This window comes from Serratia symbiotica (assembly GCF_000821185.2).
In the GTDB taxonomy this organism is placed as follows: Bacteria; Pseudomonadota; Gammaproteobacteria; order Enterobacterales; family Enterobacteriaceae; genus Serratia; species Serratia symbiotica.
In genome coordinates this window covers 1910990-1936993 of sequence record NZ_CP050855.1, presented here as the reverse complement: position 1 = coordinate 1936993, position 26004 = coordinate 1910990, and the positions used below count along the sequence as shown (strand labels likewise).

Genomic DNA, 26004 nt, shown 5'->3' with positions numbered 1-26004 from the left:
GCCGAGTGGTTGCCCAGCAAAAAGCCCGCCAAAGCGGGCTTTCCTAAATATGGCTGGGGTGCCAGGATTCGAACCTGGGTATGCTGGTATCAGAAACCAGAGCCTTACCGCTTGGCGACACCCCAATAGTTGGTGGCTACGACGGGATTTGAACCTGTGACCCCATCATTATGAGTGATGTGCTCTAACCAGCTGAGCTACGTAGCCAATGCTACTGTCTACTTATTTGAGCTGCAAGCAGTTTATTATGGCTGGGGTACCTGGATTCGAACCAGGGAATGCCGGTATCAAAAACCGGTGCCTTACCGCTTGGCGATACCCCACCTGCGAGCAAATCTAATGTTGAAAGCTTTCACCCCAAGGGTGATGGCTGGGGTACCTGGATTCGAACCAGGGAATGCCGGTATCAAAAACCGGTGCCTTACCGCTTGGCTATACCCCATCAGCATCGGTGCCGACGATAAAGGAAAATGGTGCGGGAGGCGAGACTTGAACTCGCACACCTTGCGGTGCCAGAACCTAAATCTGGTGCGTCTACCAATTTCGCCACTCCCGCAAAATATGGTGGCTACGACGGGATTCGAACCTGTGACCCCATCATTATGAGTGATGTGCTCTAACCAACTGAGCTACGTAGCCCTCTTTTTGCTTTGCCTTCATCAGCGTTGCGGGGCGCATTATGCGTATATGGCCGATTTGCGTCAACAAATTTTTTCCCGATAAAGTGGTCAGAAAGGCCGTTTGTCCGGGTTGTGAACATTGTGGTGAAAAAAGCACCATATCAAACAATTGATGTTAGCAAACATCAACTAAAAGGCTCGCCTGGGTGATAAAGCGCAGTGTGGTTAGTTGTAGGCAGCCTGGTGCACCCCTACTGCCCGGCCAGAAGGATCGTCCATCTTTTTGAACGATTCGTCCCACTCAATGGCCTTGGCCGAAGAGCAGGCGACTGATGGGCCGCCCGGCACACATTCGGCGGCGCTGGGTAGCGGGAACAACGCCTCGAAAATTTCACGGTACAGGTAGCCTTCTTTTGAGGTCGGCGTGTTGTATGGGAAGCGGAAACGCGCGGTTTCGAGCTGTTGATCGCTGATCTGCTGTGCAGCCACCTCTTTCAATGTGTCAATCCAGCTATAGCCCACGCCGTCGGAGAACTGCTCTTTTTGACGCCAAGCCACGCTGCTTGGCAGATAGGACTCAAAACATTCACGAATGATGTGTTTTTCCATTTTTCCCTGGCCGCACATTTTGTCTTTCGGGTTGATGCTCATTGCCACATCGAGGAATTTTTTATCTAAGAATGGCACGCGGGCTTCAACACCCCAGGCGGACATCGCCTTGTTGGCGCGGGCGCAGTCAAACATATGTAATGCCAGTAATTTACGCACCGTTTCATCATGGAACTCGCGGGCGTTCGGTGCTTTATGGAAGTACAGGTAGCCGCCGAACACTTCATCCGCACCTTCGCCAGACAGCACCATCTTGATGCCCATCGCCTTGATCTTACGCGACATCAGGTACATCGGTGTAGAGGCACGGATGGTGGTGACATCGTAGGTTTCAATGTGATAAATCACGTCGCGGATGGCATCCAGCCCTTCCTGCACAGTGAAGTGGATCTCATGGTGCACCGTACCCAAATGGTTGGCAACGTCCTGTGCGGCGTGCAGATCTGGGGAACCTTCTAGGCCAACGGCAAAGGAATGTAGCTGTGGCCACCAGGCTTCGCTGCGTGCCTGATCTTCTACGCGGCGTGCGGCGTATTGCTTAGTGATCGCCGAGATCACTGAAGAATCCAGCCCGCCGGAGAGCAACACGCCGTAAGGCACATCGGACATCAGGTGGCTTTTCACCGCGTCTTCCAGTGCAGTGCGCAGGGCGCTGGCATCGGTGGTGTTGTCCTTGACGTTTTCGTAATTGAACCAGTCGCGCTGGTAATATTCACGGATCTCGCCATCCTGGCTCCACAGGTAGCTACCGGCTGGGAATGTCTTGATAGTGCGGCAAACCGGCACCAGCGCTTTCATTTCAGAGGCGACATACCGGTTGCCATGCGCGTCGTGGCCCATATAAAGCGGGATGATGCCTAGATGATCGCGACCGATCAGGTAGGCGTCTTTTTCGGTGTCGTACAGTACGAAGGCAAACATGCCTTGCAGATCGTCGAGGAATGCTGGGCCTTTCTGCTGATACAGCGCCAGGATCACTTCACAGTCAGAACCGGTTTGGAACTCATAGCACTCGCTTAGCTGCTGGCGTAGCACCTGATGGTTGTAGATTTCACCGTTGACTGCCAGGACATGGCTGTGCGCAGCATTGTACAGCGGTTGGGCACCGTTGTTGACGTCGACGATCGACAGCCGCTCGTGCACCAAAATGGCATGATCACTGGCGTAGATGCCGGACCAATCCGGGCCACGATGGCGCATCAGACCTGACAGCTCCAGCGCTTTTTTGCGCAGTTCAATGGGATCGGACTTAAGATCGAGCACACCGAAAATAGAACACATGCTGCTTCTCCTAACGACTTTTTAGACGGTGATGGTGTTTTACGGTTATGGGCAACATTGCCAGTTTGTCAGTGCTGACGTGGTTTTGCTGCACGATATTTATGAAAATGCGTCAAAAGCGCTAGAGTATGCAAGTGTTTTAGCGTTGTTCTGAAAATTAGTTACTTGTATGGTGGTGAATATTAGCGAATATTCAATAATCACCCTAAAAAATTGAGAAATGTTCAATTTTTTAGGGTGTGGACAAATCACCGATTATTAGACGCTCAACGGCTATAGGCAGCGGTGGATTGGCCGATAATGTGGAGGGTTGTGCGTGTAGGCCTTGGTGGTTCAACTTTCCAGCAATCGCTGTAAGAGCACACCGTTGAGCATTGCCCGCTTAGCCAAGGAAAAGGCCCCGATCGCCGAGCGATGATTAAGCTCGGAGGTGACTACTGGTAGATTTTTGCGGAAGTCTTTCAGCACTTGAGTATTGATGCAGCTTTGGATCGCTGGCAGCAGCACTTTGTCCGCCTCAGTGATTTCACCGGCGATCACCACCTTTTGTGGGTTGAACAGGTTGATGGCGATAGCCACCGCCTTGCCCAGATAGCGGCCAACGTGTTCGATCATTTCGACGGCCAGCCGATCGTTGCGGTTAGCGGCCATACAAATAGCGTTAATGTTGCAATCGTCCAGCTTCAGCTTGCTTGGATAACCTTGCGTCAGCAACTGGCGCACGCGGTGTTCGATCGCCGCACTGGCGGCCACAGTTTCCAGGCAACCGAAATTGCCACAGTGGCAGCGTTCGCCCAGTGGATCGATCTGAATATGGCCGATCTCGCCAACGTTACCGTTGTTGCCGAGGAAAACCTTGCCATTGACGATAATGCCGGCACCCGTGCCGCGATGCAGGCGCACCAGGATCGAGTCCTCACAGTCACGGGTAGCACCAAAGTAATGTTCGGCCAGTGCCAAGCTGCGGATATCGTGGCCGACGAAGCTGGTGACGTTAAAGCGCTGTTGCAGGTTATCTACCAACGCCCAGTTGTTGACGCTGATGTGCGGCATGTAGTGTATTACGCCCAAAACCGGGTCAACTAAGCCGGGTAGGGTCACCGCGATGGCGATCAGTTCGCGCAGCTTGCGCTGGTGGTTGTCGATAAAGTGCGCGATAGCGGTAAATAGGGAATTTTCCAACGTTTCTTGAGTACGCTCCGGCAGCGGGTAGTGTTCTTCACCGAGCGATTTCGCACTCATGTCGTATAACGTGATGGTGGCATCGTGACGACCAAGACGCACTGCGACGGTGTGGAAATGGCGGGTTTCGGAGACGATGGAGATAGCGCGGCGGCCACCGGTGGAGGCTTGCTGATCGACTTCTTTGATCAGCCCGCGCTCCAACAATTGGCGAGTAATTTTAGTGACGCTGGCAGGAGCTAGCTGGCTGAACTCGGCAATTTGAATACGCGAGATCGGCCCCTGCTGGTCGATCAGGCGATAAACTGCCGCGCCGTTGAGCTGTTTGACTAAGTCAACATTCCCTATCTGTGCTTGTACGCCAGTGCTCATCAATGATCTTACTCGCTATTCATTAAAATAAACCTCGTTACCGTTAACGAGCGTTTTAGTGATCTTAAAATCAGGTGTGATAGCGGTCAGGTTGGCTATCTTGCCAGCCTCAATGGTGCCCAATTGGTGGTCAACGCCGATGGCACGTGCCGGGTACAGCGTTGCCATACGCAGTGCTTCGTCCAACGCAATCCCGACATGCTGTACGCTGTTTTTCACCGCCTCGATCATGGTCAGTGCAGAACCGCTCAGCGTGCCGTTCTCATCCACGCACAGACCATCACGATAGTATATTGTTTTATTGGCAAAAATAAATTGGTCAATATCGGCACCGGCTGGCGCTGTGGCATCGGTGACCAGCACCAACTTATCCCCTTTTAGGCGCTTAGCGTTACGGATACTCGCCCAAGCGACATGATGACCATCGGCAATGATGCCGGTATAGACCTCAGGTGTATCGAAGATCGCCCCCATCAATCCAGGTTCGCGACCAGTGATAGATGGCATGGCGTTATACAAATGGGTGGCGAAGCTGATGCCGGCAGCGAAACCGCTGCGAGCTTGATGATAAGTGGCGTTTGAGTGGCCAGCAGAAACTATAATGCCAGCATCGCTTAACTGACTGATAAACCGAGGCTCTACCATTTCTGGTGCCAGCGTCACCTTGATGATCACATCGGCGTTGGCGCACAGGTAGTCGATCATCTCGCTGGTGGGTTGGCGGATAAAAGCCGGGTTATGGGTGCCTTTCTTCACCGGGCTAAGATATGGCCCTTCTAGGTGTAGACCGAGCGCCTGATTACGGTGCGTTTTAAGGTAGGTACGCATCACCGCGATGCCGTGTTTGATAAATTCGTCGCTGCTGGTGATCAGCGTTGGCAAATAGCTGGTGCAGCCGGATTTTTCATTGGCGCGCTGCATGATTTCTAGTGTCTGTTGCGAAATGGCGTCCAATGAATCGTTAAATTGCACGCCGCCACAACCGTTCAGTTGCACATCGATCAATCCGGGGACCAGGAGTGTGCCACTCAAATCGTGCGTTTCGATGCCGGCTGGCAATTGAGCCTCTGGGCAGACACGCTCAATCAGCCCGTTAGCGATAATGACGGCGTGGCCGTCAAGTACATCGTAGCCGGTAAAGACGCGGCCTTGGGTTAAAGCGAACATCATAGCCCTCTGCTAAGATTAAAGACTTTTAACGTTTTCCGCTTCTAACTTACGGAAATATTTAACAGTTTTGACTTTCAATTCCATGGTGGAAGGCTCATCGCACACCACCACCGCTTTGGCGTGCAGTTGCAGGCAACTGATGGTCCACATATGGTTGATGCCGCCTTCCACTGCAGCTTGCAGTGCCAGCGCCTTGGTGTGGCCGGTCACCAGAATCATCACTTCTTCTGCGTCAAGCAATGTCCCTACGCCAACGGTCAGCGCATATTTCGGCACCAGGCTGACATCGCCGCCAAAGAAGCGCGAGTTGGCGATGCGGGTGTCCTCAGTCAGCGTTTTGATGCGGGTTCGTGAGGTCAGTGACGATGCGGGTTCGTTAAACGCGATATGGCCATCAACGCCAACGCCGCCCATGAACAGGTTAATTTTACCGTAAGATTTGATCTTTTCTTCGTACCGGTAGCACTCGGCGTCGACATCTGCGGCATTGCCGTTTAGCAGGTTGATATTTTCGCTTGGGATATCAACATGATCAAAGAAATTGTGGTGCATAAAGGTATGATAGCTTTCCGGGTGCTCCTGTGGCAGGCCAACGTATTCATCCATGTTGAATGTCACAACATGCTTAAAGCTTACTTCACCTGCTTTGTACAGCGCAATCAGATGCTTGTAGGCTTCCAGTGGTGTGCCGCCGGTTGGCAAGCCAAGGACAAATGGGCGCTCTGCGGTGGGGTTGAATGCGTTGATGCGTTGAACGATATGACGTGCGGCCCAGTTGCCGACTTGTGCATTATCTTTCAGTGGGATAAGTCTCATCTAACACCTCTTAAAATAAGTAAAATAAAGCTATACTGTGCGAGCCTGGAGGAAAGGCTAAGAACCTGTCCCATTAGGCTATTTTATTTGCCATTTTGGCCCTGGGCAGTGCTCACCCTCCTCACGGACTCCCTGTATGCTGCGGTTGTTGCGCATTGTCCGTATGCTTGCTGGCTGCAACAATGTACACCTACTGGGATAGGCTCCAAGCGTAACCCAGATGTCTGATCTACGCGGCATCGTCCATCCTGTTTTTTTAGATCATAAAATAAGTCGTGTTATATGGCGAGCATTCTGGCAGTTAAAGATGATTTAAAAGTGATATTAATCACAAATACGGAGGTTATTATTTGCGATGCGAAATATTTTTTTTACACTTCACATCAGGGGTAGGTGCCATGCTTTATTTTGCTAAAAGAGTGAAAACCTCTAATAAACGATCAAAATAGTGTTCGTCCGTGAACAATGTAGGGGAAAAAAGTGAACATTCTTAATTATTTGCAAAAGGTGGGGCGCGCGCTGATGGTGCCGGTGGCCACGCTGCCTGCAGCTGCCATCTTGATGGGGATCGGGTACTGGATTGACCCTGTCGGCTGGGGAGGTGGCAATGTTCTCGCGGCTTTCCTGATTAAATCCGGTTCTGCCATTATCGATCACATGTCGGCATTATTCGCCGTTGGCGTGGCTTACGGCATGTCCAAAGACAAGGACGGTGCCGCTGCGCTGACCGGCTTTGTCGGCTTCCTGGTGCTGACTACCCTCTGTTCGCCGGCCGCCGTGTCGATGATTCAGAAAATTCCCCTCGATCAGGTTCCCATTGCGTTCAGTAAAATTGAGAACCAATTCGTCGGTATTTTGGTCGGTATCATCTCCGCCGAAATTTACAACCGTTTCAGCGGTGTAGAGTTGCCGAAGGCACTGTCATTCTTCAGTGGCCGCCGACTGGTGCCGATCCTCATTTCTTTTCTGATGATCTTGGTAGCTTTTATCATGATGTCCATCTGGCCGATGATCTTCAACGCTTTGGTGAGCTTCGGTGAGCAAATCCAGAAATTGGGTTCTGTCGGCGCGGGCATTTACGCCTTCTTTAACCGATTGCTGATCCCGATAGGCTTGCACCATGCGCTGAACTCGGTGTTCTGGTTCGACGTGGCTGGCATTAACGACATCCCTAACTTCCTCGGCGGCCAGCAGTCTATCGACGCTGGTAAAGCGGTGGCTGGCATTACCGGCCGATATCAGGCGGGCTTTTTCCCAATCATGATGTTCGGTATACCGGGGGCGGCGTTGGCGATCTACCAGTGCGCGCATCCGCACAATAAGGCCAAAGTTCTGGGTATTATGATGGCGGCCGCCTTTGCCTCCTTCTTTACCGGTATTACCGAACCGCTGGAGTTCTCCTTCATGTTTGTGGCACCGATGCTGTATTTTATCCATGCGGTGCTGACGGGTATCTCGGTATTTATTGCGGCTTACATGCACTGGATCTCCGGTTTCGGTTTCAGCGCTGGTCTGGTGGATATGGCGTTATGGGTGCGCAACCCGCTGGCGACCCACTGGTATATGCTGATCCCGCAGGGGCTGGCGTTCTTCGTGATCTACTACGCGGTGTTCCGCTTTACCATTAACAAGTTCAACCTGATGACCCCAGGGCGCGAACTGGCGGTAGCCGGTGAAGAGACTGACGGCTACGACACCGATGTCAGCGCTGATAAAAACGAAAACGATATCACTACCCTGGCGCGTCGCTATGTGGATGCCATTGGCGGCTATGATAACCTGACCAGCATTGATGCCTGCATTACTCGTCTGCGTCTAAATGTAAAGGACGCCGCGCGGGTGAATGACGCGTTGGCGAAACGCCTGGGTGCTTCCGGCGTGATCCGTCTTAACAAGCAAAGTGTACAGGTGATTGTCGGCACCCGTGCGGAGCTGATCGCCAGCGCCATGTACAACCTGGTTGCGGCTGGCCCCGCAGCTGAGGACAAGCCACAGGATGTGCCTAGGGTGGCTCTCGAAACATTGCTGGCTCCAGTGACTGGTGAAGTGGTGGCGCTCGATCAGGTACCTGATGAGGCTTTTGCCCGTAAAGTAGTAGGTGATGGTTTGGCCATTCGCCCGACTGACAAAATTGTTGTGGCACCGGCGGACGGTACTATCGTTAAAATTTTCAACACCAACCACGCCTTCTGTCTGGAAACTGACAAGGGTGTGGAGATTGTGGTGCATATGGGCATCGACACCGTTGCGTTGAATGGTCAGGGCTTCAAACGTCTGGTTGAAGAGGGCGCTGAGGTGAAAGCTGGTCGGCCAATTCTCGAATTGGATCTGGACTTCCTGAACGCCAATGCTCGCTCGATGATAAGCCCGGTGGTGGTCAGCAATGCTGGCGATTACGCTGGTCTGACGGCATTGGCGACTGGTTCTGTGGTATCTGGCCAGACCAAACTGTTTGAGATCCAGAAATAAATCGATTTACCTGATAGTACTTGGGAGTTCACCCTCGTTTTAGCGGGAAGAGAACAGGCTCTTCCCGCTTTTTTTATTTTTACGTGGCCCTGCGATGGAATGTTGCACCATGGGGCAGCCGTGTCCTGCATTTTGCTGAAACAAACGGTTGTTTCCGAACGTGGCTTATTGGAACATAGGCAGTTATGTGTAGCGCTTTGCATTGAGGAATAATGAAATGAGTGAGGCTGAAGCCCGCCCAACCAATTTTATCCGTCAGATCGTCGATGAAGATCTGGCGTCAGGGAAACACACGTCGATACATACCCGTTTCCCGCCGGAGCCGAATGGCTATCTGCATATCGGTCATGCTAAATCCATCTGCCTGAACTTTGGCCTCGCCAAGGATTACCAAGGCCAGTGCAACCTGCGTTTCGATGACACCAACCCGGTGAAAGAAGACATCGAGTTCGTAGAGTCGATCAAGCACGACGTGGAGTGGCTGGGCTTTGGGTGGAGCGGCGACATCCGTTATTCCTCCGATTATTTTGCTCAACTGTACCAGTATGCAGTTGAACTGATCACCAAAGGCTTGGCGTATGTCGATGAACTGTCACCTGAGCAGATCCGCGAATACCGTGGCAGCCTGACCGCACCGGGCAAAGATAGCCCATACCGTGGCCGCAGTGTGGAAGAGAACCTGGCGCTGTTTGAGAAAATGCGCCATGGCGAGTTCGCTGAAGGTACTGCCTGCCTGCGTGCCAAGATCGACATGGCTTCACCGTTTATCGTCATGCGCGATCCCGTGTTGTACCGCATCAAGTTCGCCGAACACCACCAAACCGGCAATAAGTGGTGCATCTACCCGATGTATGATTTCACCCACTGCATTTCCGATGCGCTAGAAGGTATCACCCATTCGTTGTGTACCTTGGAGTTCCAAGATAATCGCCGCCTGTATGACTGGGTGCTGGATAACATCACCATCCCATGCCACCCGCGTCAATACGAGTTCTCACGACTCAATCTTGAGTACGCCATTATGTCGAAGCGCAAGCTGAACCAACTGGTGGCGGAAAAGCATGTTGAAGGCTGGGATGACCCGCGCATGCCGACCCTATCTGGTCTGCGTCGCCGTGGCTATACTGCTGCTGCTATCCGTGAGTTCTGCCAGCGCATTGGCGTGACCAAGCAGGACAATAACGTCGAAATGGTGGCACTGGAATCCTGCATTCGTGACGATCTGAACGAGAACGCGCCGCGCGCCATGGCCGTGCTGGAACCGGTGAAAGTCGTCATCGAGAATAGGGGCACAGGGGAAGAAATGCTCACTATGCCTAACCACCCGAATAAACCTGAGATGGGCAGCCGTGAGGTGCCGTTCAGCCGCGAGATTTATATCGACCGCGCTGACTTTCGCGAAGAAGCCAACAAACAGTACAAACGTCTGGTGTTGGGCAAGGAAGTGCGCCTACGCAACGCCTACGTGATCAAAGCCGAGCGGGTTGAAAAGGATGCAGTAGGGGAAATCACCACTATTTTTTGTAGCTACGATGCCGAGACGCTGAGTAGAGATCCGGCCGATGGCCGCAAGGTGAAAGGTGTGATCCACTGGGTTTCCGCTGCTCACGCATTGCCAGCAGAAATTCGCTTATACGATCGCTTGTTCAGCGTGCCTAACCCGGCGGCGGCGGCAGATTTTCTCGCCACTATCAACCCAGGATCACTGGTGATCAAGCAGGGTTTTGTCGAGCCGAGCTTGGCGGCTGCACAGCCGGAGAAAGCCTATCAGTTCGAGCGTGAAGGTTACTTCTGCGCTGACAGCCACTGCTCTTCGGCCGAACACCTGGTGTTTAACCGCACCGTTGGCCTGCGTGATGCCTGGGCGAAAATCGGAGCCTGAGCCTCACCCAGGTAATGTATTGAAAGCGCAGTTTCGGCTGCGCTTTTTTATTTCTGTTGCTGTCTAGGCTTTCCCTTTAATGCGTATTTCCTCCGCCGTTTTAAATTCTCACTTGCGGTTTTTGTGATCGGCTTATTGATATAACTCATTGTTTATATCATATTTTAAATTATTTTCGTGAAGCGAATTAATTGGGTGTGAAAAATGCTAGCCTATTTTTTTTAGTTGAAAACGTTAATCTTCTCTGATTGACCCGATATCGATATTTTTTCTTATCTTACTGAATTTTTTATCTATAATCCTGTTTGCATCACGTCGTAACGAAATCTCATCGATATGTGCTCTTCATCATAGTTTGAGGAATTCCTCTCATTTTTTACTTGATAATTCGCATCGCGAAAAATAGGCTGTTTGCAGCAATAAGTGCTGTGGTGGTCAAGCTGTGGTCATATTTTTACCCGGTTGGTTTTTTTATTAGCGGTTATACAGGGTGGTAGTAAACACCGGCGGCGGCAACTTTTAATATTAAGCGCCTATCCCAGTAGACGTGCATTGGGAGTCCATGAGGAGGGTGAGCACTGCCCTGGTACAAAATGGCAAATAAAATAGCCTAATGGGCTAATGGGCTAATGGGATAGGTTCTAAGTCAAAGAGGATTGCATATGGGTGTGCATGGATCTCAACGTAAAACGTTGGCGCTCGCTGTGGCGGGCGCGCTATTGGGAGTAGGATTTGCCGTGGTTCCTGAGGCGCAGGCCGCAGGGATTATCGATGATTCCACGTTGACGGGCAGTATTTACTACTGGCAACGTGAGCGTGACCGTAAAGATCTCAACCCGGTCAGTGGCGATGACCACAAATACACCACCAACCTGTCGCACTCTACCGCCAACTTGAGCCTGGACTTCTCCTCAGGCTACGTCTGGAACATGTTCGCACTGGATGTGGGGGCCTTTACCGCCATCGAATTGGCTGACTCCAACGCCAGCAGCCACCCGAACGAAATCGCGTTTTCCTCGAAAAATCGTACCTATGACGAAGATTACTCCGGCGATAAAAGCGGCATCAGCCTGTATAAAGCTGCCGGTAAATTTAAATACGGCCCGATCTGGGCGCGTGTCGGTTACATCCAGCCTAGCGGCCAGACGCTGCTCGCGCCGCATTGGAGCTTTATGCCGGGTACTTATCGTGGCGCGGAGGCGGGAGTTAACGTTGACTACGGTGACGCCGGCATCCTAAGCTTCTCCTATATGTGGACGGACAAATACAAGGCACCGTGGCATAGCGAGATGGATGGCTTCCGCCAAAACGATAAAAAAACCGGCGTTGCCTATTTGCACTCTTTGGGTGTCAAGTATGATTTTAAAAACGATCTGGTACTGGAAGCCGCCTTTGGTCAGGCTCAGGGCTATGTGAACCAGTACTTCACCAAGGCATCTTATAAATTTGCTCTGTTGGGCAACCCGCTGACCACCCGCTACCAGCTCTACGGTGCGCAAGACCGCATCAGCGACAAGGACGATCTGAACAACATCTACGACGGTTTGGCTTGGTTGCAGGCGCTGACCTTCGGTTATACCACCGGCCAGTTCAACTGGCGTCTGGAAGGCACTATGGTCAAAGCGGAAGGCAACCAGGGCTTCTTCCTGCAACGCATGACGCCGACTTACGCCTCCTCCAACGGCCATCTCGACGTGTGGTGGGATAATCGTTCTGACTTCAACGCCAACGGGGAGAAAGCGCTCTATGCTGGGGTGATGTACGATCTTAGCAATTGGAGCCTGCCGGGTATGGCGGTCGGCGGTTCCTACGTTTACGCTTGGAACGCCAAGCCGAGCACCAACCCGATCTACGATCAGAGTCAGCGTCTGAAAGAGAGCGCCTGGAGCTTGGATGCGATGTACACCGTCCAGGAAGGGCGCGCCAAGGGTACTCAGCTCAAACTGCACTACACCCAATATGCTAACCATACCAACATCCCAAGCTGGGGTGGCGGTTATGGCAATATCTTCCAGGACGAGAAAGACGTCAAATTCATGGTCACCGCGCCATTCACCCTTTTCTGATGCAGTTGATTGCGCCGGGAAGACTTAACGGGAATAAAACGATGAAGAAGATGAATAGATTCAAGTTGCGTGCTTTTGCCGCGATGACGGCAACCCTTGGGCTATTTAGCGGCGCGGGGAACGCGCTTGCCAATCAGCAGTTGGTGGATCAACTGAGCCAACTGAAACTGAATGTGAAAATGGTGGATAACCGTGCCGCCGACAGCGGCCTGAACTGCGCCGCCTTGGGTGGCGACTGGGCGGCCTGCCACCGGATGTTGATCACCCTGAGCAATGACGGCCAGGCGATCAAGGGCAGCGACTGGGCGATTTATTTCCACAGCGCCCGTCAAACCCTGAAGGTGGATAATGATCAATTCAACATAACGCATTTGACCGGCGACCTGTACAAGCTGGAACCGACCAATAAATTCAGCGGATTCCCGGCTGGCAAGGTGGTGGAGATCCCGATCATCGCCGAGTACTGGCAACTGTTTAAAACCGACTTTGTGCCTCGCTGGTACGCCACCTCCGGCGACGCCAAACCGAAAATCCTGCTGAATACTGATACCGAAGACCTGAGCCAGTTCGTGATGCCCTTGACCGGCGACCAGTGGAAACGTACCAAGGATGACGACAACATCCTGATGACGCCAGCTTCGCGCTTCATTAAAAACGCCGAGCTGAAAACCTTGCCAGCCGTGGTGCTGCGTGGCCAGATTGTGCCGCCGCCGATGGAAGTGAAGGTACACCCGCAGGACATCGATCTCAGCAGAGGCGTGGCGCTGGAGTTGAGTGCGTTGGTTAAACCGACAGCAGAGGTCATCAGCCAGCGTTTCGCGCTGCTGGGCGTTGCCGCCAACGCAAAGGGGTATCCAATTAAGACTGCCATCCAGCCGGCTAAGTTTAAAGGGCTATCGGCAGTGCCGGGTGCCTATGAGCTGAAGATTGGCGAGAAGGAAGCGCGGGTGATCGGTTTCGATCAAGCCGGGGTGTTCAACGGTCTGCAATCGATCCTGTCGCTGGTGCCGACCGATGGCGGTAGCAACATCGCCACTCTGGATGCCAAAGACGCGCCACGCTTCCAGTATCGCGGCATCTTCCTCGACGTTGCGCGCAACTTCCACCATAAAGACGCCTTGCTACGCCTGCTAGATCAGATGGCGGCCTATAAACTGAATAAATTCCACTTCCATCTTAGCGACGATGAAGGCTGGCGTATCGAAATACCGGGCCTACCGGAACTGACCGAGGTAGGAGGGCAACGCTGCCACGACCTGAGCGAAACCCGTTGTCTGTTGCCGCAGTATGGTCAAGGGCCTGAGGTTTACGGCGGTTTCTTCTCCCGTCAGGACTATATTGATATCGTCAAATATGCTCAGGCGCGCCAGATTGAAGTGATCCCGGAAATAGACATGCCGGCGCACGCCCGTGCTGCGGTGGTTTCCATGGAAGCTCGCTACAAGAAACTGCATGCGGCTGGCAAAGAGCAGGAGGCCAATGAGTTCCGCCTGGTGGATCCGACCGATACTTCTGACACCACGTCGGTGCAGTACTTTAACCGACAAAGTTATCTGAACCCGTGCCTGGATTCATCCAAACGTTTTGTCGACAAAGTGATCGGCGAAATCGCCCAAATGCACAAAGAAGCCGGTCAGCCGCTGCGTACTTGGCACTTTGGTGGTGATGAAGCGAAAAACATTCGTTTAGGAGCTGGCTATACCGATCGCGTGAAACCTGAGCCGGGCAAAGGCGTTATCGATCAGAGTAAAGAAGATAAGCCTTGGGCAAAATCCCAGGTGTGCCAAGCGATGATAAGCAACGGCAAGGTGGCCGATATGGAGCACCTGCCGAGCTACTTCGCGCAAGAAGTCAGCCAACAGGTGAAGGCACACGGCATTGACAGAATGCAGGCTTGGCAGGACGGATTGAAAGATGCGCAGGACGCCAAGGTATTCGCCACGTCGCGCGTGGGCGTGAATTTCTGGGATACCCTGTACTGGGGCGGCTTCGACAGCGCCAACGATTGGGCGAACAAGGGATACGAGCTGATCCTTTCTAACCCGGATTACGTCTATATGGACTTCCCGTACGAAGTGAATCCAGACGAACGCGGTTATTACTGGGGTACCCGCTTCAGCGACGAGCGCAAGATGTTCAGCTTCGCGCCGGATAACCTGCCGCAGAATGCTGAAACCTCGGTGGATCGTGATGGCCACCGCTTTAGTGCCAAAAGCGGCAAACCCTGGCCGGGTGCCTATGGCATTTCCGCCCAGATGTGGAGCGAAACCCAACGCACCGATCCCCAGATGGAATACATGATCTTCCCGCGTTCGCTATCAGTGGCCGAACGTGCCTGGCATCGTGCTTCCTGGGAGCAGGATTACCAGGCTGGTCGTGTGTACCAGGGTGGGGAAACGCACTTTGTTGATGACAACGCCTTGGAGCAGGACTGGCTGCGCTTCGCCAACCTGATCGGCCAGCGTGAGTTGGCCAAGCTGGACAAGGGGGGCATCAGCTATCGCCTGCCGGTACCGGGTGCTCGCGTCATCGGCGGCAAGCTGGAAGCCAATATCTCTTTGCCGGGGTTGGGCATTGAATATTCTAGCGATGGCGGCAAGCAATGGCGGCGTTACGATGTGCAGGCCAAGCCGGTGGTAACAGGTGAAGTATGGGTTCGTGCGGTAAGCCCGGACAACAAGCGTTACAGTCGTGCTGAAAAAGTGTAAGGCAGGTTCCACGGAGACGGAGGTAGCCGGTTACCTAATCCTTTACCCGACCAGCAAAGAGGATTTATTCGATACGGGTGGTTATTCGCGTATTTAATAGCCTGCTGAAATCGGGAGAAAATAGTTGGTGATCAACACAGTATCAGACTGTTCTTAAGTAAGAACCTATCCATTAGGCTACTTATTTGCCATTTTGGCCCTGGGCAGTGCTCACCCTCCTCATGGACTCCCTGCGCGCTGCGGTTGTTGTGCGCTGTCCGTGTCCAAAATGGCTGCAACAATGTACGCTTAGTGTGCGGTACTTTCTTCAGTGACCTGACAAGGGACAAGGGCGGGGCCAGCCGCGTCAGTGCCGGGTTTAGTCTGCTAATCAATAATCCCGCTAGTGGGATTATTTCTTGTCGTGCAGCGTATCGTCTTCGCGGCAATCACCAGTTTCACAGTGGCCGTACAAGTACAGACTGTGGTTGGTGAGTTTGATACCGTGTCGCTTGGCGATATCCCGCTGACGCGTATCGATGGATTCATCACTAAATTCGATCACTTTGCCGCAGTCCAGACAGATTAGGTGATCATGATGGTACTGTTGAGTCAGCTCGAACACTGACTTGCCGCCTTCGAAATTGTGACGCGTCACAATGCCCGCATCATCAAACTGGTTCAGCACGCGGTAAACCGTCGCCAGCCCAATTTCTTCACTCATATCTATCAGTTTTTTGTACAAATCTTCCGCACTGACGTGATGGCATTCCGGATTTTGCAGTACTTCCAGGATTTTGAGTCGCGGAAGCGTGACTTTTAAACCAGCCTTCTTTAATGCGATGTTGTTGTCAGTCATGCGGATTCAGTCCTGTTGCTATACTAATCAACGTAAGGCGTTTTCACCTGTGTCATTGGTTAGCATAAAGAGTTAATTGCGTCTCATTATAGAACTGGTTGTTCTAAATGGAAACCGCACATTGTTAGTAGTGATATGATTAAATTCCTTTACTATATCACCGCAACGCTTTGATGGCTAAGATAAACCGATGACGCAGTTTACCGTGACAATGTGGGAAGCTACAAATGTGTCGCTTCTAATTACAGCAATCTGTACTGCTGATAATACTATGCACTTGGCTGGGCCTACGTTCAACTGTTGGTCAACAACAATGGCGCTCAGCCGACGATATCACCCAGGCTCAGTTCTTCGACGATCTGCGTAACCCAGGCTGAAACGCGCTCGTCGGTTAGCTCGGGCTGGCGGTCTTCGTCGATCGCCAGCCCGATGAAGTTGTCATCGTCTGCCAAGCCTTTGGATGCCTCGAAGTGATAGCCCTTGGTTGGCCAGTGACCAACGATGGCGGCACCGAGCGGCTCGATAATGTCGCGGAGGGTGCCCATCGCGTCACAGAAGTATTCCGCGTAGTCTTCTTGGTCGCCGCAACCAAACAACGCAACCAGCTTGCCGCTGAAGTCCACGTCTTCCAGCATTGGAAAAAAGTCATCCCAGTCGCACTGTGCTTCACCGTAGTACCAGGTTGGTATGCCCAGCAGTAGGATATCGAAACCTTCAAGATCTTCTTTGCTGCTTTTTGCGATATCGTGAACTTCAGATACCCCATCGCCAAACTGTGTCTGGAGAATTTTCTGAATCATTTTGGCAATGTTTTCGGTATTGCCAGTGTCGCTGCCAAAGAAAATGCCTACCGTAGCCATATCGCGTATAACCTTTTATTTCAATAGATTGCATTACACGATGTTAGGGATAACTCCGCTAACATCGGTTGAAATAGTACCCGGCAAGAGTTTGGAGCACCCTAGCGGCGCGCGTTCTTACCGGTAAACATCTTATTCTGAACGCTGCGACGCCTGTGTGGCTAAAGCGATCAATGTTCTGGTCACTGCTCTGCCAGTTGCGCCAGCAGCATGTGCTCGATAAGCTCGCTGCGGCTAATATTGCGCTGTTCCGCCAGTTTGTTCAGAGCGTCTACCGCATTTGCGTTGATTTTCAGCTCCACGCGGCGCAACCCACGCACTTTATCGCGCTGTAGCTGATTGCGCTTATTGATTCTAAGCTGTTCATCTCGAGATAGTGGGTTGGTTTTCGGGCGTCCCGGACGGCGTTCATCTGCGAATAGATCCAGCGTCGTGCGATCCGTTTGTTCTTTTGCCATAGGTAGCGGTGTACTGCAAGGGAGTATGCATCAAAAAGCGCTTATACCCGTCACACTTCAAGTTGCATGTGCGTTAGCTTTCCTCGCTCACCCCAGTTACTTACTGCTGTAAGCCCCTGCGGGAGCGCTGCGTTGTTGCCTTCCTGCAACTTGAATGATTTAAGGTATACATGCTTCTAGACGGTTCGGTTAACACACTTCGGGCCAATTAAACCCTTACTCAAATTTACCCCCAGATTGACGTTAACGAACACGCTGTAAATGGCGGTAAAATCATAACGAGGTATATTACCCCAGCAGGTAGAGCAACGACAATGCCTAACTAAGCCATAAAGGTGCCAAGTGGTTATCTTTAGTACGTTTTCCACCGTTAGTAGGGGGAACTGTCAAGCCTCGTCGAGAAAACGGTGCAGGACACGCAGCACTATTTCCGGTTTTTCGGCATGCACCCAGTGCCCGGTGCCTGCCACCACATGTGCACGAGCCTGCGGGAACTGGCGCACAATGTCTTCGCGGTCGCTGTCTTGTACATAGGGTGATAGGCCTCCACAGATGAACAGCGCCGGATGCGGCCATGCAGGCACTTCTTGCCAACCGATGATATTTTTGTACTGGGCGATCAGCACCGGCAGGTTAAAGCGCCATTCACCGTTATGGAAGGATTTCAGTAGGAACTGGATCACACCATCCTCGCGCAGAGAATGACGCATCAGTTGGGCGGCCTGTTGGCGCTGGGTGATGCCAGCGGCGTTGACGGCTTCCAGTGCGGCAAAAATTTCGTCGTGACGGCGGGTGCGGTAATGCACGGGTGCCACATCGATGACAACCAGCTTATCGACGCGATGGGGTGCAATGGCGGTTAGCGCCATGGCTGCTTTGCCGCCCATTGAATGACCGATGACAATAACTTGCTCCAATTGCAGATCGTCGAGCAGTGTTAGCAGATCCTGCGCCATGGCCGGATAGGTCATCTCTTCAGAACGCGGTGATAGCCCGTGGTTGCGCAGGTCGACCTTAATGACCTTGCAGTGCTGATTCAACTCGCGCGCTAGCACGCCCAGGTTGTCCAGATTGCCGAACAGGCCGTGGATCAGCACCACCGGCAGGGCATCTGACTCGGCGACCAGCAGTTGATAATGTAATTTCATCGAGAAGTTCTTACTAAGAGATATTTAGATTAGGGTATCATGATCGAATCGCATGATGAATAACGCGGATTTTAACGGCGCAAGCTTGGCAGAATCCATTATAGATATTAGTCTGCATTCTCCGTTCTGCGGCCTGCAGTGGTGCTCGCCCCCGCGATTTTAACCGTATAATCCCATAGCTTGAACGTAAGGTTTGGCTTTAGGTTCTAAGTAGAAAAACAGTACTGGATAAAGATGAAAACTATCGAAGTTGATGAAGAACTTTACCGCTATATTGCCAGCCACACGCAACATATTGGTGAAAGCGCGTCCGATATTTTACGCCGCATGCTGAAATTTACCGCAATGCAACCGGTGGCGACTGTCAGCCCGCGAGAAAAAGCGCTGCCTGCGCCACTTGCGTCTGACCGCGTGCGTGCCATGCGTGAACTGCTACTGTTGGATGAATATGCCAAACAGAGCAAGGCCATTGAGCGTTTTATGCTGGTGCTCTCCACGCTTTATACCCTTGATGCCGCCGGTTTTGCCGCCGCCACCGATGCGTTGCATGGCCGTACCCGTATTTATTTCGCCAGCGAGCAGCATACCCTGCTGGCTAACGGTAGGCATACTAAGCCGAAACACGTTCCAGGCACCCCTTATTGGGTGATCACCAATACCAATACTGGTCGCAAGCGTAGTATGATCGAACACATTATGCGCGCGATGCAGTTCCCGGCGGAACTGACGGAGAAGGTTTGCGGGACCATCTGACACTAGCCAACAGTGATAAGAAGGAGATGTCGATGGCAAATAATCCACGTGCTGGGCAACCCGCCCAGCAAAACGATTTGATCAACGTAGCTCAGTTGATATCGCAGTACTACGTGCTGCTGCCAGAGGCAGGCAACGTTGCCCATGCGGTGAAATTCGGTACATCCGGCCACCGGGGTAGTGCAATGCGCCACAGCTTTAACGAAGCGCACATCCTCGCCATTGCTCAGGCGATCGCTGAAGTCCGCCATCAGCAGGGGGTGACTGGCCCTTGCTACGTAGGTAAGGATACCCATGCGCTGTCAGAACCGGCCTTTATTTCGGTGCTGGAAGTACTCACTGCCAACGGTATTGATGTGATCGTGCAGGAAAATAACGGTTTTACGCCTACGCCGTCAGTATCGCACGCTATCCTATGCCATAACCGTCAGGGTGGGGCGCAGGCGGATGGTATCGTCATCACGCCCTCCCATAACCCACCGGAAGACGGCGGCATCAAGTACAACCCGCCGAATGGCGGCCCAGCCGACACCCACCTGACCGCGATGATCGAAAAACGCGCCAATGAATTGTTGGCGCAGCGCTTGAAGGGCGTGCAGCGTCAGTCGTTGGATAAGGCTTGGCACAGCGGTCATCTGCATACTAAAGATCTGGTGCAGCCATACATTACAGGGCTGGTGGATGTGGTTGACATGGCGGCCATTCAGCGGGCCGGCCTAAAGTTGGGGGTGGAGCCACTCGGCGGTTCAGGCATTGCCTACTGGCAGCGCATGGCCGAGCATTACAAGCTGGATCTGACGTTGGTGAATGACTCTATCGATCAGACTTTCCGTTTTATGCATCTGGATCATGATGGCATCATCCGCATGGACTGCTCGTCCGAGTCAGCGATGGCCGGTCTGCTGGCACTGCGCGGCAAATTCGATCTGGCGTTCGCCAACGATCCAGATTACGACCGCCACGGCATAGTGACGCTACAAGGTTTGATGAACCCTAACCATTATCTGGCGGTGGCCATCAACTATTTATTCCAGCATCGTCCGCAATGGGGCGCTGATGTGGCGGTAGGCAAAACGTTGGTTTCCAGTGCGATGATTGACCGCGTAGTCGCCGATCTGGGCCGGAAACTGATGGAAGTGCCGGTCGGCTTCAAATGGTTCGTTGATGGTTTGTTCGACGGTAGCCTGGGATTTGGCGGCGAAGAGAGTGCCGGTGCCTCGTTCTTGCGCTTTGACGGCATGCCATGGTCGACTGACAAAGACGGTATTATCATGTGCCTGCTGGCGGCAGAAATCACGGCGGTGACCGGCGAAAATCCTCAGCAGCATTACGATGATCTGGTCAAGCGCTTTGGCGCACCAAGCTACAACCGTATTCAGGCTCCGGCTAGCCATGCGCAGAAAGCCGCGTTATCCAAGCTATCACCGGACAGGGTTAAGGCCAGCATGTTGGGGGGAGATCCGATCACTGATCGCTTGACTAGCGCACCAGGTAACGGGGCACCGATCGGTGGCCTGAAAGTGATGACCGACAACGGTTGGTTCGCTGCTCGCCCTTCAGGCACTGAAGAAGCCTACAAGATCTATTGCGAAAGCTTCCTGGGTGCTGAACACCGTGAGAAGATCGAGCATGAAGCAGTAGAAATCGTCGCTGAAGTGCTAGCCTCTGCCAAATAATCTCCTTCTATTGATCTGATAAAAGACGCTGTTTTCGCAGCGCTTTCTTATGCCTACCACCACGCACTGAGACTCAGGTTGCCACTTATGAATAGCTCAAAGCTGTGGTTTTTGTCTATAGAGGCAAGGTCGTATTCTGCAAGCCCTTCCTCTACACTTCTACCATTATCCAGCACAGTCGGAGAGCACGATGAGCGATAAGATCCCACTCGGCATCAGCGCCTGCCTACTCGGCGATGCGGTGCGTTTTGATGGCGGCCACAAGCGCTTGGCTTTTGCGGTAGAGCAACTGGCCCCTTATGTGCGTTTTGAGGCTATCTGCCCGGAAATGGCGATTGGCCTGCCGACGCCCCGCCCGGCGCTGCGGCTGGTTAAACAGCCGCAGCGGACAGCGCTGCGCTACAGCAACGATGCCAGCGTCGATCTGGCCGATAATATGCAGCAATTCGCCGGACGGCAAGTGGCAGCATTGCAGCATTTGTGCGGCTATATCGTTTGTGCCAAATCCCCCAGTTGCGGTATGGCGCGGGTACGGGTTTACAGCGAGGACGGTAAAGACTCGCGCAAAAATGGCATTGGGCTGTTCACCGCTGAACTTCTGAGTCAAATGCCATGGCTACCGGTGGAAGAAGATGGTCGACTGAATGATGTAACGCTGCGGGAAAACTTTATCGAACGAGTTTATGCACTGTACGACCTGAATATGCTGTGGCACAAAGGGCTGACCCGTGGCGGTTTGATCGCCTTCCATAGCCGCTACAAGCTGTCGCTGTTGGCGCATTCGCAGCCCCAGTATCGCCAACTTGGACGCTTTGTCGCTGGTATTGGTGAATGGGATTCACTGGAAGCGTTCGCGGTTGAATACCGTCGTCGCCTGCTGGCGTTGCTGGCACTCAAGGCGACACGGCGTAATCACACCAACGTGTTGATGCATGTACAGGGTTATTTTCGCCAGCAACTGAATGCCGCTCAACGGTGCGAACTGGCGCAATTGATCGACCGCTATCGGCAGGGCATGCAGCCATTGCTGGCACCGATCGCGCTGCTCAAACACTATATGGCTGAATACCCAGATAGCTATCTGGCGGATCAACGCTATTTCGACCCTTACCCTGAGGCGTTGCGTCTGCGTTACGGCCATGATTCGCAAGGAGCTTTATGAATGACTACGCACTTGGTCTGGTTGCGTAATGATCTACGTATAACTGATAACAAAGCACTGCATGCTGCCTGCAACGAGCCTGATGCTAGGGTGTTGGCGGTGTTTATTGCCACCCCGCAACAATGGCGGCGGCATGACATGGCACCTCGCCAGGCGGCACTGATCCACGCTAGCCTGAAGCAGTTGCAACAGGCACTGGAGCAAAAAGGCATTCCGCTGTATTGCCATCAGTGCGATGACTTTGCTGCTTCGATTGACTGGCTGACGGACTACTGCGCAAAGCAGCAGGTGACGGTGTTGTTTTACAATCGGCAGTATGAGCTAAATGAATGGCGGCGCGATCAACAAGTGGAACAGCGCCTGGCTGGCCGGGTGCGCTGCCAGCATTTCGATGACAGTCTGCTGTTACCACCGGGGAGCGTGCAAACCGGCAGTGGCGAAATGTATAAAGTTTACACGCCGTTCCGCAACGCTTTTATCCGTCGCTTGACCGAATCTGACGTGCGTTGCCTGCCGGCACCACAACCATGCGCCGGTGCTCTGCCAATACCGGATGCGCCTCCAGCGTTTGAGTACCCGCATGCCGATCCAGGGGAGGATTTCCCCGCTGGCGAACAGGCGGCGCTACAGCGGCTGCGGGCTTTCTGTCGCCAGCAGGTGCAGGATTATCTCACCCAGCGCGACTTGCCGGCTATTGCTGGCACCAGTAGCCTGTCGCCCTATCTGGCGATTGGCACACTATCTCCTCGCCAATGCTTCAATCGGCTGTGTGCTGAGCATCCTTCGGTGTTGGAAGAACGTGAAAGCGGCGCTTTCGGCTGGCTCAATGAGCTGATCTGGCGTGAGTTTTATCGGCATCTGATGGCGGCTTATCCGGCATTATGCAGACATCGGCCCTTTATCGCGTGGACAGATAAGGTACGCTGGCGGAACGATGAATCGCTGCTTCAAGCCTGGCAACGGGGGGAAACGGGCTATCCGATCGTCGATGCAGCCATGCGCCAACTGAATAATACCGGTTGGATGCACAACAGGTTGCGGATGATAAGCGCCAGTTTTTTGGTGAAGGATTTGCTGATCGACTGGCGCGTCGGTGAGCGTTATTTTATGTCGCAATTGCTGGACGGCGATTTGGCGGCCAATAACGGTGGCTGGCAATGGGCGGCTTCTACCGGCACCGATGCTGTCCCCTATTTCCGCATTTTTAATCCGACCAGCCAGAGTGAACGATTTGATCCACAAGGCACATTTATCCGTAAATGGTTGCCTGAACTGGCAGATGTGCCGGACAATGACATTCATCAACCCCACCTTTGGGCACAGAAGCAGCAGCTTGTGCTGAATTATCCACTGCCGGTGGTCGATCATCGGCAGGCTCGTCTGGAGACTCTGGCGGCTTTTGAAGCGGCGAAACAGGGAGGATTTTAAGGCAATGGCAAGGCGCACTGAAAGATTCTCCGGTAGTGATCGGCTATATCAAGCTCAGCCTGGAATGAAGGTATGCGCATCACCATTAAAGCAAGGTAACGATCTGGGGGAGAGGGGGGGGTTGTCCTGATGGGCGTAAGGTGGCCATCAGACATTTACCTATGAAGAGAGAAGATTATGCGTAACCTCGATCTGGAAAATCTGATCAACAGCGAGCTAAATACGGCGGCGTTTCAGGACTATGGGCCTAATGGACTGCAAGTGGAAGGGCGTGCGCATGTACAACGTATCGTCACGGGGGTCACTGCCTGCCAGGCGTTGTTGGACGCGGCGTTGGAACAGCAGGCTGACGCTATTATTGTACATCATGGTTATTTCTGGAAAAACGAAGCGCCAGTGGTGTGTGGCATGAAGCGCAATCGGCTGAAAACGTTGCTGACCAATGACATTAATCTGTACGGTTACCATCTGCCGCTCGACGCGCATCCGGTGCTGGGCAACAACGCACAGTTAGCGCAGGCGCTCGGCATCCGGGTGATTGGCCAGGTGCAACCGCTGGTGCCGCACGGCGAGTTTGACCAGCCACTGACTGGCACTGCATTGCAACAGCGCATCGAGAACTGTCTGGGTCGTAGCGTGCTGTATTGTGGTGATAATGCGCCAGCGCATATCCGCCGCGTGGCCTGGTGTACCGGCGGTGGCCAGGGCTTTATCGACAGCGCGGCACGTTTTGGCGTCGACGCCTTTATCAGCGGTGAAGTATCGGAGCAGACCATTCACAGCGCACGGGAAATGGGGGTTCACTTCTTCGCCGCCGGCCACCATGCTACCGAACGCGGCGGTGTGAAAGCGTTGGGCGAATGGTTGGCGCAGCAGCACGGCTTTAGCGTGACCTTCATCGATATCCCTAATCCCGCCTGATGTCTCTTCTCATGATCCCGCCCGGTTTCACCGTCGGTTGTTGCGCGCTGTCCGTGTGCAAATGGGCGGCAACAATATACGCCTACTGGGATAGACTCTTAACGCGTAACGCGACCTGCGGGTGTGGTTGGAAACCGCCCAGAGTGCCATTTTGCTCTATAGTACCTCGGATATCACCCTGGGGCCGAGTTTACTGGCCCCCTTGCTTTGCTGTCAGACACATGCAAAAGAATGCCGCCCAATCGGGCGGCGCTGTGCGGCATTAGCCAGGGTAAAGCTGCATTATGTGTTCTTAAGCTGGGGTTTGAAATCACGCTCAGTATAGCCGGTGTACAACTGGCGAGGGCGGGCAATTTTGATGCCTTCATCGTGCATTTCGTTCCAATGCGCGATCCAGCCGATGGTACGGGCGATGGCGAAAATAACGGTAAACATGGAAGAAGGAATACCCATCGCCTTCAGTATGATGCCTGAATAGAAATCGACATTCGGGTACAGTTTTTTCTCGATAAAGTATGGATCATTCAGCGCAATGTGTTCTAGCTCCATCGCTACCTGTAGCAAGTTGTCGTCCTTTTTGTTCAGTTCTTTCAGCACTTGGTGACAGGTTTCACGCATCACGGTGGCACGCGGGTCATGGTTCTTATACACGCGGTGGCCGAACCCCATCAAACGGAACGAGTCGTTCTTATCTTTGGCACGCTTGATGAATTCTGGAATGTGATCGACGGTATTGATCTCTTCTAGCATTTTTAGTGCAGCTTCGTTGGCACCACCGTGCGCCGGGCCCCATAGAGAAGCGATACCAGCTGCAATGCAGGCGAACGGATTGGCACCGGAGGAGCCTGCGGTACGTACGGTAGACGTGGAGGCATTCTGTTCATGGTCAGCATGCAGGATCAAGATGCGATCCATGGCGCGTTCCAACACCGGGTTCACTACGTATTCTTCGCATGGGGTAGCAAACATCATGTGTAGGAAGTTGCCAGCGTAAGAGAGATCGTTGCGCGGATAAATAAACGGCTGGCCCAGAGAATATTTGTAACACATCGCCGCCACGGTCGGCATTTTTGACAGCAGGCGGAAAGCGGTGATCTCGCGGTGACGTTCGTTGTTGATGTTCAGCGCATCGTGGTAGAACGCGGCTAACGCGCCGGTCACGCCGCATAGCACTGCCATCGGGTGCGAGTCGCGGCGGAATCCACGGAGCAAATGGGTGATCTGGTCGTGGATCATGGTGTGGCGGGTCACGGTGGTTTTAAAGGTATCGAATTCTTCTGCGGTTGGTGCCTCGCCGTATAGCAGGATGTAGCACACTTCCAGATAGCAAGACTCTTTCGCCAACTGCTCGATCGGGAAACCACGATGCAGCAGAATGCCCTTGTCGCCATCGATGAAGGTGATTTTTGATTCACATGAGGCGGTAGAAGTAAAGCCGGGATCAAATGTGAAATAACCTTTGGAACCGAGAGTGCGGACATCAAGGACATCAGGCCCCAGTGTTGGGGTTAATAAACTCAATTCGATCGGGGTTTCGCCATCATTACTAATCGTTAGCGTCGCTTTCTTATCAGTCATTTATGTC

The 26004-nt window shown here is 53.0% G+C and carries 18 protein-coding genes and 6 tRNA genes; 9 read left to right on the top strand and 15 right to left on the bottom strand.

All coding sequences use genetic code 11. The annotated features are described in order from the left end of the window. Positions 1-50: 50 nt before the first annotated feature. From SYMBAF_RS09660 to nagB, 10 genes are all read right to left on the bottom strand, one after another. Positions 51-125 (bottom strand) — tRNA-Gln (locus tag SYMBAF_RS09660). A gap of 5 nt (positions 126-130) precedes the next feature. Beyond that, positions 131-207, bottom strand: a tRNA-Met gene (locus tag SYMBAF_RS09655). A 41-nt stretch (positions 208-248) separates the two neighbouring features. Further along, positions 249-323 (bottom strand) — tRNA-Gln (locus tag SYMBAF_RS09650). Positions 324-367: 44 nt separating this feature from the next. Further along, a tRNA-Gln gene (locus tag SYMBAF_RS09645) sits at positions 368-442 on the bottom strand. 29 nt (positions 443-471) lie between these two features. After that, positions 472-556, bottom strand: a tRNA-Leu gene (locus SYMBAF_RS09640). A gap of 6 nt (positions 557-562) precedes the next feature. Then, a tRNA-Met gene (locus tag SYMBAF_RS09635) sits at positions 563-639 on the bottom strand. Positions 640-845: 206 nt separating this feature from the next. After that, the gene (gene asnB / locus SYMBAF_RS09630) at positions 846-2510 is read right to left on the bottom strand and encodes an asparagine synthase B (RefSeq protein ID WP_040264858.1); all 1665 of its coding nucleotides are present in this window, start codon (positions 2508-2510) and stop codon (positions 846-848) included. Between the two features lie 333 nt (positions 2511-2843). Next, positions 2844-4064, bottom strand: a complete 1221-nt coding sequence (gene nagC / locus SYMBAF_RS09625; RefSeq protein WP_040264859.1) for a DNA-binding transcriptional regulator NagC — start codon at positions 4062-4064, stop codon at positions 2844-2846. A gap of 15 nt (positions 4065-4079) precedes the next feature. After that, complete coding sequence (nagA, locus tag SYMBAF_RS09620; protein WP_040265097.1) at positions 4080-5231, bottom strand: N-acetylglucosamine-6-phosphate deacetylase; 1152 nt, start codon at positions 5229-5231, stop codon at positions 4080-4082. A gap of 18 nt (positions 5232-5249) precedes the next feature. Next, positions 5250-6050: a glucosamine-6-phosphate deaminase gene (gene nagB, locus SYMBAF_RS09615; protein ID WP_040264860.1), complete on the bottom strand. Its 801-nt coding sequence runs from the start codon at positions 6048-6050 to the stop codon at positions 5250-5252. 480 nt (positions 6051-6530) lie between these two features. Between nagB and nagE the strand changes: the two genes are divergently transcribed. The 4 genes from nagE (at position 6531) to SYMBAF_RS09595 (ending at position 15175) form a co-directional block, all read left to right on the top strand. Continuing rightward, positions 6531-8519 (top strand): N-acetylglucosamine-specific PTS transporter subunit IIBC, encoded by a 1989-nt coding sequence (gene nagE / locus SYMBAF_RS09610; protein ID WP_040264861.1) that lies wholly within the window; start codon positions 6531-6533, stop codon positions 8517-8519. Between the two features lie 217 nt (positions 8520-8736). Beyond that, a complete protein-coding gene (gene glnS, locus SYMBAF_RS09605) occupies positions 8737-10401 on the top strand; it encodes a glutamine--tRNA ligase (protein ID WP_040264862.1) in 1665 nt (554 codons plus the stop codon). Positions 10402-11063: 662 nt separating this feature from the next. Next, entirely contained in the window at positions 11064-12467 is a 1404-nt protein-coding gene (chiP, locus tag SYMBAF_RS09600; protein ID WP_040264863.1) for a chitoporin ChiP, read from the top strand. A 50-nt stretch (positions 12468-12517) separates the two neighbouring features. Further along, on the top strand, positions 12518-15175 hold the full coding sequence (locus tag SYMBAF_RS09595) for a beta-N-acetylhexosaminidase (protein ID WP_040265099.1): 2658 nt from the start codon (positions 12518-12520) through the stop codon (positions 15173-15175). Positions 15176-15566: 391 nt separating this feature from the next. Here SYMBAF_RS09595 and fur read toward each other — a convergent pair whose 3' ends face one another. The 4 genes from fur to ybfF form a co-directional block, all read right to left on the bottom strand. Further along, on the bottom strand, positions 15567-16013 hold the full coding sequence (fur, locus tag SYMBAF_RS09590) for a ferric iron uptake transcriptional regulator (protein ID WP_006708509.1): 447 nt from the start codon (positions 16011-16013) through the stop codon (positions 15567-15569). 320 nt (positions 16014-16333) lie between these two features. Beyond that, positions 16334-16873 (bottom strand): flavodoxin FldA, encoded by a 540-nt coding sequence (gene fldA, locus SYMBAF_RS09585; RefSeq protein WP_040264864.1) that lies wholly within the window; start codon positions 16871-16873, stop codon positions 16334-16336. 182 nt (positions 16874-17055) lie between these two features. Further along, positions 17056-17331, bottom strand: coding sequence for a LexA regulated protein (gene ybfE, locus SYMBAF_RS09580; RefSeq protein WP_040264865.1), 276 nt, complete (start codon positions 17329-17331; stop codon positions 17056-17058). Positions 17332-17717: 386 nt separating this feature from the next. After that, positions 17718-18479 (bottom strand): esterase, encoded by a 762-nt coding sequence (gene ybfF, locus SYMBAF_RS09575; RefSeq protein WP_040264866.1) that lies wholly within the window; start codon positions 18477-18479, stop codon positions 17718-17720. Positions 18480-18713: 234 nt separating this feature from the next. On the opposite strand from ybfF, the gene seqA reads away from it, so the two are divergent. From seqA to SYMBAF_RS09550, 5 genes are all read left to right on the top strand, one after another. Further along, positions 18714-19232, top strand: a complete 519-nt coding sequence (seqA, locus tag SYMBAF_RS09570) for a replication initiation negative regulator SeqA (protein ID WP_040264867.1) — start codon at positions 18714-18716, stop codon at positions 19230-19232. A gap of 32 nt (positions 19233-19264) precedes the next feature. Then, complete coding sequence (pgm, locus tag SYMBAF_RS09565) at positions 19265-20908, top strand: phosphoglucomutase (alpha-D-glucose-1,6-bisphosphate-dependent) (protein WP_040264868.1); 1644 nt, start codon at positions 19265-19267, stop codon at positions 20906-20908. A 190-nt stretch (positions 20909-21098) separates the two neighbouring features. Continuing rightward, positions 21099-22070, top strand: coding sequence for a YbgA family protein (locus SYMBAF_RS09560; RefSeq protein WP_040264869.1), 972 nt, complete (start codon positions 21099-21101; stop codon positions 22068-22070). Beyond that, positions 22071-23498, top strand: a complete 1428-nt coding sequence (phrB, locus tag SYMBAF_RS09555; RefSeq protein WP_040264870.1) for a deoxyribodipyrimidine photo-lyase — start codon at positions 22071-22073, stop codon at positions 23496-23498. A gap of 177 nt (positions 23499-23675) precedes the next feature. Then, complete coding sequence (locus tag SYMBAF_RS09550; protein WP_040264871.1) at positions 23676-24419, top strand: type 2 GTP cyclohydrolase I; 744 nt, start codon at positions 23676-23678, stop codon at positions 24417-24419. Between the two features lie 282 nt (positions 24420-24701). On the opposite strand, the gene SYMBAF_RS09545 is transcribed toward SYMBAF_RS09550, so the two are convergent. Continuing rightward, positions 24702-25997, bottom strand: a complete 1296-nt coding sequence (locus SYMBAF_RS09545) for a citrate synthase (RefSeq protein WP_006708518.1) — start codon at positions 25995-25997, stop codon at positions 24702-24704. Positions 25998-26004: the final 7 nt, after the last annotated feature.

Bases quoted from the DNA above. Each gene is read 5' to 3' on its own strand.
- SYMBAF_RS09560 (WP_040264869.1), top strand. From the start codon at position 21,099: ATGAGCGATAAGATCCCACTCGGCATCAGCGCCTGCCTACTCGGCGAT.
- SYMBAF_RS09550 (WP_040264871.1), top strand. From the start codon at position 23,676: ATGCGTAACCTCGATCTGGAAAATCTGATCAACAGCGAGCTAAATACG.
- nagA (WP_040265097.1), bottom strand. From the start codon at position 5,231: ATGTTCGCTTTAACCCAAGGCCGCGTCTTTACCGGCTACGATGTACTT.
- ybfF (WP_040264866.1), bottom strand. From the start codon at position 18,479: ATGAAATTACATTATCAACTGCTGGTCGCCGAGTCAGATGCCCTGCCG.
- phrB (WP_040264870.1), top strand. From the start codon at position 22,071: ATGACTACGCACTTGGTCTGGTTGCGTAATGATCTACGTATAACTGAT.
- asnB (WP_040264858.1), bottom strand. From the start codon at position 2,510: ATGTGTTCTATTTTCGGTGTGCTCGATCTTAAGTCCGATCCCATTGAA.
- pgm (WP_040264868.1), top strand. From the start codon at position 19,265: ATGGCAAATAATCCACGTGCTGGGCAACCCGCCCAGCAAAACGATTTG.
- nagC (WP_040264859.1), bottom strand. From the start codon at position 4,064: ATGAGCACTGGCGTACAAGCACAGATAGGGAATGTTGACTTAGTCAAA.
- nagB (WP_040264860.1), bottom strand. From the start codon at position 6,050: ATGAGACTTATCCCACTGAAAGATAATGCACAAGTCGGCAACTGGGCC.
- chiP (WP_040264863.1), top strand. From the start codon at position 11,064: ATGGGTGTGCATGGATCTCAACGTAAAACGTTGGCGCTCGCTGTGGCG.
- glnS (WP_040264862.1), top strand. From the start codon at position 8,737: ATGAGTGAGGCTGAAGCCCGCCCAACCAATTTTATCCGTCAGATCGTC.
- SYMBAF_RS09595 (WP_040265099.1), top strand. From the start codon at position 12,518: ATGAATAGATTCAAGTTGCGTGCTTTTGCCGCGATGACGGCAACCCTT.
- ybfE (WP_040264865.1), bottom strand. From the start codon at position 17,331: ATGGCAAAAGAACAAACGGATCGCACGACGCTGGATCTATTCGCAGAT.
- fur (WP_006708509.1), bottom strand. From the start codon at position 16,013: ATGACTGACAACAACATCGCATTAAAGAAGGCTGGTTTAAAAGTCACG.
- fldA (WP_040264864.1), bottom strand. From the start codon at position 16,873: ATGGCTACGGTAGGCATTTTCTTTGGCAGCGACACTGGCAATACCGAA.
- seqA (WP_040264867.1), top strand. From the start codon at position 18,714: ATGAAAACTATCGAAGTTGATGAAGAACTTTACCGCTATATTGCCAGC.
- SYMBAF_RS09545 (WP_006708518.1), bottom strand. From the start codon at position 25,997: ATGACTGATAAGAAAGCGACGCTAACGATTAGTAATGATGGCGAAACC.